10 protein-coding genes are annotated in these 11,898 nt (G+C 30.7%); 9 read left to right on the forward strand and 1 reads right to left on the reverse strand.

Annotated elements, in window-relative coordinates; genetic code table 11:
* Both ACTG3S_RS07570 and ACTG3S_RS07575 read left to right on the forward strand, forming a co-directional pair.
* Positions 1 to 1,347 (forward strand): alpha-ketoacid dehydrogenase subunit beta (locus ACTG3S_RS07570; RefSeq protein ID WP_439128746.1); only part of this gene is annotated, 1,347 nt, incomplete at its 5' end.
* A 121-nt stretch (positions 1,348 to 1,468) separates the two neighbouring features.
* A complete protein-coding gene (locus ACTG3S_RS07575) occupies positions 1,469 to 3,886 on the forward strand; it encodes a zinc-dependent metalloprotease (RefSeq protein ID WP_439128747.1) in 2,418 nt (805 codons plus the stop codon).
* A 1-nt stretch (position 3,887) separates the two neighbouring features.
* On the opposite strand, the gene ACTG3S_RS07580 is transcribed toward ACTG3S_RS07575, so the two are convergent.
* The gene (locus tag ACTG3S_RS07580) at positions 3,888 to 5,162 is read right to left on the reverse strand and encodes a DUF2851 family protein (RefSeq protein WP_439128748.1); all 1,275 of its coding nucleotides are present in this window, start codon (positions 5,160 to 5,162) and stop codon (positions 3,888 to 3,890) included.
* A 111-nt stretch (positions 5,163 to 5,273) separates the two neighbouring features.
* On the opposite strand from ACTG3S_RS07580, the gene ACTG3S_RS07585 reads away from it, so the two are divergent.
* The 7 genes from ACTG3S_RS07585 to lepB form a co-directional block, all read left to right on the forward strand.
* Positions 5,274 to 5,906: an NAD(P)H-dependent oxidoreductase gene (locus tag ACTG3S_RS07585; RefSeq protein ID WP_439128749.1), complete on the forward strand. Its 633-nt coding sequence runs from the start codon at positions 5,274 to 5,276 to the stop codon at positions 5,904 to 5,906.
* A gap of 129 nt (positions 5,907 to 6,035) precedes the next feature.
* The gene (locus tag ACTG3S_RS07590) at positions 6,036 to 7,490 is read left to right on the forward strand and encodes an aminoacyl-histidine dipeptidase (protein WP_439128750.1); all 1,455 of its coding nucleotides are present in this window, start codon (positions 6,036 to 6,038) and stop codon (positions 7,488 to 7,490) included.
* Between the two features lie 192 nt (positions 7,491 to 7,682).
* The gene (locus ACTG3S_RS07595; protein ID WP_439128751.1) at positions 7,683 to 8,447 is read left to right on the forward strand and encodes a ParA family protein; all 765 of its coding nucleotides are present in this window, start codon (positions 7,683 to 7,685) and stop codon (positions 8,445 to 8,447) included.
* A gap of 1 nt (position 8,448) precedes the next feature.
* Positions 8,449 to 9,333, forward strand: a complete 885-nt coding sequence (locus ACTG3S_RS07600; protein WP_439128752.1) for a ParB/RepB/Spo0J family partition protein — start codon at positions 8,449 to 8,451, stop codon at positions 9,331 to 9,333.
* A complete protein-coding gene (locus ACTG3S_RS07605; RefSeq protein ID WP_439128753.1) occupies positions 9,334 to 9,924 on the forward strand; it encodes a DUF5683 domain-containing protein in 591 nt (196 codons plus the stop codon).
* A gap of 2 nt (positions 9,925 to 9,926) precedes the next feature.
* The gene (dapB, locus tag ACTG3S_RS07610; protein WP_439128754.1) at positions 9,927 to 10,628 is read left to right on the forward strand and encodes a 4-hydroxy-tetrahydrodipicolinate reductase; all 702 of its coding nucleotides are present in this window, start codon (positions 9,927 to 9,929) and stop codon (positions 10,626 to 10,628) included.
* A 131-nt stretch (positions 10,629 to 10,759) separates the two neighbouring features.
* Positions 10,760 to 11,898, forward strand: a 1,139-nt coding sequence (gene lepB / locus ACTG3S_RS07615; protein ID WP_439128755.1) for a signal peptidase I, incomplete at its 3' end; no start/stop codon positions are given.

Consider the following 11,898-nt stretch of genomic DNA (forward strand, 5'->3'; position numbering starts at 1 on the left):
GCTCACAACAACGAAATTAAACAAGAAGTAGAAAAAGCTTTACAATTATTAGAACAAGTAGCTTCTAAAAGTAAAAACAGCGCATTTATAGAAAAACACAAAGCTGATTTACAAAAAATTGTTGAGCCAATTAGAAAAGATATTTTGAGTACTTGTAGAAAAACGCTAAGGTATCTTAAAGAAGAAAATTTCCCAGAAAAAATTGCTTTACAAAATTTTATAAAAGCTAGCTTAAAAGATGCTTCTGAAAAATATTCTTCATTTTTATTAAGCGAAAGTAATCTTGGTGCATTAAATGTTATAGAAAAACAACCTCAATACTCACAAGAAAAGAACATGGTAGACGCAAGAATTATCATGAGAGATAATTTTGATGCCATCTTAAAAAAACATCCAGAAGTGGTTATTTTTGGTGAAGACGCAGGTTATATTGGAGATGTAAATCAAGGTTTAGAAGGTTTACAAGAAAAATACGGAGACATTAGAATTTCTGATACAGGAATTAGAGAAGCAACTATCATAGGCCAAGGAATTGGTTTAGCAATGCGTGGGTTAAGACCCATTGCAGAAATACAATATTTAGATTATTTATTGTACGCCTTACAAATAATGAGCGATGATTTAGCAACATTACATTACAGAAGTTTTGGTAAACAAAAAGCACCATTAATTATCAGAACACGAGGTCACAGACTAGAAGGTATTTGGCATGCAGGTTCACCAATGGGAGGAATTATAAATAACGTAAGAGGAATGCATGTTTTGGTACCAAGAAACATGACTAAAGCTGCTGGTTTTTACAATACGTTGTTAGAAGGCGATGAACCTGCATTAGTAATAGAGTGCTTAAATGGTTATCGACTTAAAGAAGAATTACCTAAAAATTTAGGCGATTTTAAAACGGCTATTGGTTTCGTGGAAACTGTAAAAGAAGGTACAGATATTACCATAGTTTCTTACGGTTCTACCTTACGTTTGGTAGAAGAAGCTGCAAAGGAATTATTACAAGTCAATATTAATATAGAAATTATAGATGCTCAAAGTCTTTTACCTTTTGACCTAAATCACGATTGTGTTAAAAGTTTGGCAAAAACAAATAAATTATTAGTAGTTGATGAGGATGTTCCTGGAGGAGCCTCTGCTTATATTTTGCAAGAAATACTAGAAGTACAAGATGGCTATAAATATTTAGACAGCAAACCTAGTACACTAACAGCAAAGTCACACAGACCTGCTTATGGTACAGATGGAGATTATTTTTCAAAACCATCAACAGAAGATATCTTTGAAAAGGTCTATGAAATAATGCACGAATTTAATCCACAAAAATACAAGAGTTTGTATTAACCGATAAAAATAAAAAAAGAGCATAAATTAATTTTTATGCTCTTTTTTTTTTAACAGTCTTATAAGAATTTTATATAATCTATTTAATAATTTAGTACATTAAACTTCAACAAACCTAAATATGAAAAAAACAATATTTTTATCATTTGCTTTTTTAATACTATTTGCTTGTTCTCCACAAAACAGTAAAGTTTTAAAAAAACAAATAAAACCAAAAGCATCAACTTCTAAAAAAAGTAACTCAAAAAATTATTCAGATTTTGTAAAAAAAGGCACCAAAACAGATAATGGATTATTTAAAGTTCATAACAATAAAGATTCTTATGTGTATGAAATACCTAAAAGTCTTTTAAATAAAGACATGCTTTTAGTTACTAGAATTAAAGAATTACCAGCAGGTTTAGGTGGTGGTTATGTAAATGCTGGTTCTAAAATAAATACGCAAGTAATTGTTTGGGAGCACTATAAAAATAAAATATTATTAAAAGTAAAGTCTTACAATGCCATTGCAAACGATTCTTTACCTATTTATAAATCTGTAAAAGCAAACAATTTAGAACCTGTTATTTATGCTTTTGATATCAAAACACAAAACCCAGATTCAACAGCTGTTTTAATAGACGTTACAAAATTCTTTTCAACAGATGTAAAAGCAATTTCAGGTTTACCTTCTTACTATAGAAGAAACTATAAAGTTAGAAGATTAGACGCCTCTAGGAGTTTTATAAATAGTGTAAAAAGTTATCCAGAAAACATAGAAGTTGTACAAGATTTTACTTTTGATGCAGATGCGCCACCAAGTAATACTTCTACAAATACTATTTCAATGCGCATCAATCAATCTATGATTTTATTACCAGAAAATCCAATGATGCCAAGAATTTACGATAAACGTGTGGGATATTTTTCTATCGGTAATGTAGATTATAGTTCAGAGGCCTTAAAAGCTGATAGCAAAAGATATATTAGACGTTGGCGTTTAGAACCGAAAGATTGGGCTGCTTATAATAGAGGCGAATTAGTAGAACCTGTAAAGCCTATCGTTTATTATTTAGACCCAGCAACACCCAAAAAATTAAGAAAATATATAAAACAAGGGGTAGATGATTGGGCAAAAGTATTTGAAACTGCCGGTTTTAAAAATGCAATTATGGCAAAAATGCCACCAACAAAAGAGGAAGACCCTGAATTTTCTATGGAGGATGTACGTTATTCTTCTATAAGATATGTAGCAAGTACCACAAGAAATGCAGTAGGGCCAAGTGTATCAGACCCAAGAACAGGAGAAATTTTAGAAAGTGATATTATTTGGTATCACAACCATTTACGTTCTTACAGAAATAGATATTTATTAGAAACGGGCGCTGCAAATCCTTCTGCAAGAACTTTAAATACACCAGATGAAGAAATTGGTGACATGATGCGAATGGTAATTGCGCATGAAGTTGGTCATGCATTAGGTTTACCTCACAATATGGCTGCAAGTTATGCTTATGATACAGAAGATTTAAGAAATGGAGATTTTACTCAAAAAAACGGAATTGCAGCAACTATTATGGATTATGCCAGGTATAATTATGTGGCACAACCAGGAGATAAAAACATCCGTTTTATAAGACAATTAGGCCCTTATGATCATTATGCAATTAATTGGGGATATCGTAAAATACCATCAGCTAAAAAACCAGCAGATGAAGTTGCTACTTTAGACAAGTGGATTGCAGACAAAGCAGACAATCCTATTTATAGATTTGGTGGGCAGCGTTTTGACCCATCTGCACAAACAGAAGGTATTGGAAACGACCAAGTAAAATCGAGTACTTATGGTGTAAAAAACTTAAAAATTGTAGCGAAAAATTTACCAAATTGGACTTCTAATCAAACTAATAACTATGAAGATTTAAGCGAATTATATGGTGAGTTATTAAGTGTTTGGGGCAGATATGTAGGGCATGTTGCAGGAAATATTGGTGGTGTTTATGAGTTTAATAAAAAACCATCTCAATCTGGAGGTATTTATGTGCCCGTATCAAAAAACAAACAAAAAGAAGCTATGCAATGGTTGCAAGAAAATGTTTTTAAAACACAAGATTGGTTGTTAAGTAAAAATATTTTAAATAAAATTGATGAGGCAGGTTATATAGCAAGATTTGGAAACTATCAAAACAGATATTTAAGAAGTATTTTAAGCACAAGAACTTTAAATAGAATGATAGATGCAGAAGTTATTCAAAATAATAATTACGCTGTTGTAGATATGATTAGCGATTTAAGAAAAGGTATTTTTTCTGAAACAAATGCTACCAAAAATGTAGATGTTTATAGAAGAAATTTACAAAAATATTTTATTGGCAGAATGAAATCTTTAATGGAAGACAAGTCTGTACAAAACACAGACATTCCTTCTATTGTTCGCGGTGAATTATCTACGTTAAAATATCAATTAAATGCAGCAAGTAAAAGAGCTGTAAATAAAATAACAAAATACCATTACATAGATGCTTTGGCAATGGTTAACAATATTTTAGACCCAAAATAAACTACTTTTTATTTAAAATAGTTTTTCCTATTGCGCATCGCAAACATTGTTTGGGTGCGCAATAGTTGTTTTTAAGCTCCAACAAAGCCTGGGTATCAAAAGCATTTTTAGACAAAATACCCAAATCAGAAAATTTAGAAACAATACTATTTTTTTCTGGCTTTACACTTTTTATAAGCGATAAAAAAGAATCTTCATCTACATCTCCTCTACTCTTTTGATACAAAAATTTTAAAGGTAAAATGGTATTTATAATTAATAAATCGATAAAAGATTTTGTGAGTCTTTTTGGAGATTTTTTTGAAATCGAATCAAAATGATAATGAGTTTTCCAAAAAGAGTGTACCTCAATAGCAAACAAATCATAGATAGCCTGTAAATCATTTAAATGAATCAATTTAGAAAATAAACTATTCTGTTTTGTAAACACCGCAACCAATTGTGCAATTCTAATGGTTGGAAAGTTATTAGGACGCATTCTAAAAAAAGAAAATTGTGCTTTAGAAATCGGTTTTAAGTGGTATTTATGTTTTAAATATTGATATTCATTTTTAAGTTCTAAGTGATAATCATTTTCTAATGCTTCTTCTAAAAACCCTGCTTGCCCAAATAACAAAGCTGCAAATTGATATTCACTAAAACTCACTTTTTGCACCACAGAAAAGTCCATAGATGTAGCCAATCTTAAAAAAGCATCACCATTAATTTTTAAACCAAAATTTTTAGCTAAAAGCTGGAAAAGTACAGCTTCAAAATTATTGTTTTTTTGAGTTAACAGGTTCTTTATAAAAGATGATTTTCGTTCTAATCGCTCAAAAAAGAGGCGCTCTTTCCAATTTTCTAAAATAAAATCATCTGTTTTGTTAATCGATTTCTCACAAGGAATCCAATCTTTTTTGGAGAACAGTAGAACTTTGTAATTTTTTAAAAGGTGTATATCTACTAAATCTTTTAAAACCAAAGTTGGCAAAGGTTGATTGTTTTTCATATAGATAACCCCATCATGTTCCCAAACTACATGTAAAATAACTGCATCATAATTTGGGTCTTTTTCGTGTTTATGCAAATACCAATCAGAGGATTTTAAATGTATTTCTACATTACCTACCCAAACCTGTCCATCTATTTTAATTTGTGAATTTAAAAAGTCAGGACCTGCATTAAAATTATGCATTCCAAATTTTAAAATCTCTAAACCTTCACCAGAAGTTAAATGTAAATTATTGTTGGCAAACAACTTAAATTTCCAAACATAGTGTAGAAAATCTTCATTCATAAATTTTTGTTTTCAAGGTACAAAAAAATTGATACTTGTATAAATTTATACAATAATCTCCTTTTTACAAAACAACAATATTGCCTTATTTTTGTATTAAAATTAAGATAAATGAACATAATAGAAAATTTAGAATGGCGTTATGCTGTAAAAAAATTCGACACAAATAAAAGTCTAACAAAAGAACAGCTAAACATATTAAAAGAAGCATTTAATTTAACCGCTACTTCTTACGGTTTACAACCTTTAAAATTAGTGGTGGTAGAAAATAAAGAGGTTCAAGAAAAGTTAGTACCACATTCTTGGAATCAACAACAAGTTGTACAAGTCTCTCATTTGCTTGTTATTTGTGTAAAAGACAATTATACAACAGAAGAAGTAGAATCGTATTTTAATCTAGTACAGCAAGTTAGAAAAACGCCAGATTCAGTTATCAATCCTTTTAAAGAGTTTTTAACAGCAGAAATTACAAAAAAAACACAAGAAGAATTATTTATTTGGAATAAAAACCAAGCTTATATTGCTTTAGGGAATTTGTTAACAGTTTGCGCAACACAACAAATAGATTCTTGCCCAATGGAAGGGTTTAATCCAGAAAAATACGATGAAATTTTACAATTAAAAGAACGTAATTTAAAATCTGTATTGGTTTTACCAGTTGGTTTTAGAGCAGAAGATGATTATATGAAAGACCTTGAAAAAGTTAGAAAAAACATTACTGAAACAGTACTAGAAATTTCTTAAATATTTTAAAATAAAAAAACATTCAAACCTACTAAAATAGACGTTAAATTGTCTTTTTTAGTGGGTTTTTAATTTTATAACATCGCTTTAAAAACGTATTTTTGAGCATCGAAATTTAAAAATAAAATAATGAGTTTAGAAGTTAGAAATTTAGCACCAAAAGAAGTATGGAATATGTTTGCAGATTTAAATGCTGTACCACGTCCTTCTAAAAAAGAGGAACGTGTAATACAGTTTATGGTCAATTTTGGTAAAGAACTAAACTTAGAAACTTTTGTAGATAAAGTTGGCAACGTCATTATAAAAAAACCAGCAACTAAAGGCTTTGAAGAAAGAAAAACAGTGGTTTTACAAAGTCATTTAGACATGGTGCATCAAAAAAATAATGATACTAAGTTTAATTTTGATACTCAAGGTATTCAGATGTTAATTGATGGTGATTGGGTTACTGCTAATGGTACTACTTTAGGTGCAGACAATGGTTTAGGGGTTGCAGCAATTATGGCTGTTTTAACTTCTACAGAAATTCCACATCCAAATTTAGAAGCTTTATTTACCATCGATGAAGAAACGGGTATGACAGGTGCAATGGGTTTAGAAGCTGGTATTTTAAAAGGTGATATTCTTTTAAATTTAGATACAGAAGAAGATGATGAAATTGGCATGGGTTGTGCTGGTGGTGTAGACATTACTGCTACTAAAAGTTATACAGAAGTTGGTGTTCCTGATAATTGCATCGCATATAAATTAGAAATAAAAGGTTTAAATGGTGGGCATTCTGGAATGGATATAATTAAAGGCTTAGGAAATGCTAATAAAATAATGAATCGTTTGCATCATGCAGCAATAAATGCCATTTGTGTTTGTGAAATTGATGGAGGAAGTTTAAGAAACGCCATCCCAAGAGAAAGTGTTTCTGTAGTTGTATTCGATAAAAATGATACTAATTTAGTAAATAAAGCTTTTACCTCAGAAATTGAAAGTATTAAAAATGAATTCAAAACGATAGAACCTAACTTAGAGATTAATTTTTCTACCGTAGACACTCCAAAAACATCTTTGAGCAAAGACACTAGCAAAAAATTAATTCAGTCTATTTACGCAGCTCATAATGGGTTTTATAGAATGAGTCCAGATATTAAAGGCTTGGTAGAAACATCTAACAACATTGCAAAAATCTTAGTAAAAAATGGCGATATAAAAATAAGTTGTTTAACACGTTCTTCTTTGGAAAGTGGCAAGCAAGATTTGGCAAACAGCATAAAATCTGCTTTTGAATTAGCTAATTTTACGGTAACTTTCTCTGGAGAATATCCTGGTTGGCAACCCAACATTAATTCAGAAATATTAGAAATAGTCTCTAATTTATATGAAGATTTACATGGCGAAAAAGCGCATGTTGCAGCTTGTCATGCAGGTTTAGAGTGTGGTATTTTAGGGCAAAATTACCCAAAAATAGATATGGTTTCTTTTGGACCAACTATTAGAGGAGCTCACTCTCCTGATGAACGTGCAAGTATTTCATCAACCCAAAAATTCTGGAACTTTTTAAAAGAGATATTAAAAAACACACCCAAAAAGTAAACAAAATACAATAGTTTAAAACCGAGGTAAAGCTTCGGTTTTTTTTGTTTTAATTTGTGAAAAAAGATTAAAAAAAACAAAACAACACTCTAAATATCAGTAAATTAAAATTTTATTCATTTGTTAACATCTTTAACTTTTAAAAATCATAAAAAAATGTAATTTTACATTTAGAAAAATAGTATTATTTTAATGGGCAAAATTATTGCAATTGCAAATCAAAAAGGTGGCGTAGGTAAAACTACAACCAGTGTAAATCTAGCAGCTTCTTTAGGTGTTTTAGAAAAAAAAGTCTTGTTAATAGATGCAGATCCACAAGCAAACGCATCTTCGGGTTTAGGAATTGATGTAGAAACTGTAGAAGGTGGCACTTACCACGTATTAGAACACACGCTTGCTGCAAAAGATGCTGTTGTAAAAACAACTTCGCCAAATGTAGATATTATTCCTGCTCATATAGATTTAGTTGCCATAGAAATTGAGTTGGTAGACAAGCAAGAGCGAGAATATATGCTAAAAAAATCTTTGGTAGAAATTAAAGATGATTATGACTACATTTTAATAGATTGCGCACCTTCTTTAGGCTTAATAACCTTAAATTCTCTAGTAGCTGCAGATGCTGTAATTATCCCTATTCAATGCGAATATTTTGCGTTAGAAGGTTTAGGAAAGTTATTAAACACCATTAAAAGTGTACAAAATATTCATAATGCAGATTTAGAAATAGAAGGTTTGCTTTTAACAATGTTCGATTCTCGTTTACGATTATCTAATCAAGTTGTAGATGAAGTTAGAAAGCATTTTTCTAGCATGGTTTTTGATACAATTATTAGAAGAAACACACGTTTAGGAGAAGCACCAAGTTACGGAGAAAGTATTATTGCTTACGATGCCACAAGTAAAGGCGCTGTAAATTACTTAAATTTGGCACAAGAATTATTAAAAAAGAATTCATAAAATGGCAAAAGCAACCAAGAAACAAGCTTTAGGAAGAGGATTATCTGCTTTGTTAAAAGAATCTTCTAACATTAACTCTGCAGCAGATAAAAACGCAGACAAAGTTGTTGGAAGCATTATAGAAATAGAATTAGATTTAATTGATGTAAACCCCTATCAACCAAGAACATACTTTGACGAAGAGGCATTAAGAGAATTAGCAAGTTCAATTAAAGAATTAGGTGTTATACAACCAATTACTGTTAGAAAATTAGAAGGAAGTCAATTTCAATTAGTTTCTGGAGAAAGACGTTTTAGAGCCTCTAAGTTAATAGGCAACAAAACCATACCTGCTTATATTAGAATTGCCAACGACCAAGAAATGCTAGAAATGGCATTGGTAGAAAACATTCAACGTAAAAACTTAGACCCTATAGAAGTAGCGCTTTCTTATCAACGTTTAATTGATGAAATTCAATTAACGCAAGAAGAACTAAGTACAAGAGTTGGTAAAAAAAGGTCTACAGTAACAAATTACTTACGCTTGCTAAAATTAGATCCAATTTTACAAACAGGTATGAGAGATGGTTTTATATCTATGGGACATGGACGTGCCATGATTAATGTGAATAATACAGAAGACCAACTAGCGATTTACGAACGAATTTTGAGAGAAAAACTTTCTGTAAGACAAACAGAAGATTTGGTAAAAAGCTTAAAAAATAGCACTGTTACAAAACCAAAGAAAAAAACAGTACCTGCATATATTAAAAATGGTACAAAAGACATCAGTGAGTTTTTTGGTCATAAAGTAACCGTTAGTGTTTCTAATAATGGTAAAGGTAAAATAGCTATTCCTTTTCATTCAGAAGAAGATTTTAATCGCATAAAAAACTTATTAAAATAATTGTTTTCAAAAAAAAACATATTCTTTTTTTCAATTGTTTTTCTTTCTTTACAACTTTTTAGTCAAATAGATTCTACAAAAGTAAAAGATCTAAAAATTAAAGGTGATGTATTTGTTGCTCAGGGTGTATATAAACCTTTAGCACCAGCTAAAGCCGCATTTTACTCTGCTATTTTTCCTGGTTTGGGTCAAATTTATAATAAAAAATACTGGAAAGCACCTGTTGTATGGGGCGCTTTAGCAATACCAACCTATTATTACTTAACAAATAACAGTAACTACAAAAGGTATAGAACTGCTTATCGGTTAAGAAAAAATGGTTTTCAAGACGAATTTACAGACGATTTAGGAAACGAAAGAGTTTCCTTAGAAACACTAGAAAGAGCACAAGAACAGTTAAGAGAAAACAGAGATATGTCTTTACTTTCTGGGGTTATTCTTTATGTTTTACAAATTGTAGAAGCAAGTGTTAACGCACACTTGCTTCAATTTAATACAGACGATAATTTATCAATTAGACCAACATTGGTGCAAGATCCTATACAGTTTGATGCTCCAAAAGTTGGTTTAACACTAAAATATACTTTTTAAAAATGAAAATTGCATTATTGGGTTATGGTAGAATGGGTAAAGAAATTGAAAAAATTGCAATTTCTAGAGGTCATGAAATTGTTATAAAAAAAGATGTGGAAGACGTAATAGATATTACTTTAGCAGATGTAGCCATCGATTTTAGTGTGCCCACATCTGCTTTTGATAACATTTCTAATTGTCTAAAAAATAATGTACCTGTAATTTCTGGCACCACTGGCTGGTTAGATAAATATGAGGATGCTGTAAATCTTTGTAAAAAAGAAAAAGGAGCTTTTATTTATGCGTCAAACTTTAGTTTGGGTGTTAATATATTTTTTGAGCTAAACAAACAATTGGCTAAAATGATGCAAAATTTAGAAGATTATGATATTTCGATGGAGGAAATTCATCATACTAAAAAATTAGATGCACCAAGTGGAACAGCGATTACTTTAGCAGAAGGAATTATAGAAAATTCGTCGAAAGAAAAATGGGAGTTAGACAACAAAACATCGGAAAAAAACATACCTATTGTGGCTAAAAGAATTCCAGAAATTCCTGGTACACATACTGTTTGGTATAATTCTGAAGTAGATTCCATTGAAATAAAACACACAGCACACAATAGAAAAGGTTTTGCCTTAGGTGCAGTAGTTGCTGCAGAATGGATTTTAGATAAAGAAGGTGTTTTTTCTATGAAAGATGTGTTAAACATCCATTAAAAATGTAACAAATTAGTTTTTTAATAACTAATTAAAATAATAAATGTCTCCTCGAGCGCAGTCGAGAGGTCAACCAAAACAACGTGAATTTATTTCTCGACTGCGCTCGAACTGACAACAATACTAAAATTATGACATTTACAGAATGGTTTATCTTTTTTTTAGCAGTACAAGTAATTCATTTTTTAGGTACTTGGAAGCTATATGTAAAAGCAGGCAGAAAAGCATGGGAAGCAGCAATTCCAATTTATAACGGAATTGTTTTAATGCAGCTGATAAAACGCCCAAAATGGTGGATTATCTTGCTATTTATACCTGTAGTAAACCTATTAATGTTTCCTGTAATTTGGATAGAAACCATTAGAACTTTCGGTTTTTATAAAAAAATAGACTCACTTTTAGTGATTATTACTTTAGGTTTTTACATCTACTATATTAATTATGCTACAGATGCCACTTATAATGCAGATAGAAGTATAAAACCACGTTCGGAATTAGGAGAATGGGTAAGCTCGATTACCTTTGCTATTATTGCAGCAACTTTGGTTCACACGTACTTTATGCAACCATTTACCATACCCACTTCTTCTTTAGAAAAAACACTTTTGGTGGGCGATTATTTGTTTGTAAGCAAGTTTCATTATGGTGCTAGAGTTCCATCAACGGTTATTGCAGCGCCTATGGTACACGATTCTTTACCATTTACTGGAACTGCATCTTACTTAAAAAAACCTCAGTTACCTTACACAAGACTTCCGGGATTACAAAAAATTAAAAACAACGATATAGTATGTTTTAATTGGCCTGTAGATTCTTTAAAAACCATGTGGGGTGATAACTCTGGTGATTTTACTTACAAACCTGTAGATAAAAGAACAAATTATGTAAAACGTTGTGTGGCTATTGCTGGTGATTCTTTAGAATTAAGAAATGGTTATGTATATATTAATGGCAAGAAAAATGTGTTACCAGACAGAGCCAAACTACAATTTTACTATACGTATGAGGCTAAAGAGCCAATTACTAGAAATACGTTTCCTAAATTTATTATTAAAAAAGAAAGAACGGGTGTTTTTAAAATTTTAAATGAATATTGGAATGATGCAAGAGTGCAAGATGCTTTTGAAAAAGCGGCTAACTTAACTAAAATTAGTAACGATTCTCTATACACAGAAGTTGCTGGTGGCGTAAGTCAAGATTTGGCAACGAAACTAAAAATGGTTTCTGTAGAGAATAAAATAAATGTTAACTTAACCGAAGAAGAAGCTGC

The organism is Polaribacter sp. (genome assembly GCF_965656025.1).
Lineage (GTDB): Bacteria > Bacteroidota > Bacteroidia > Flavobacteriales > Flavobacteriaceae > Polaribacter.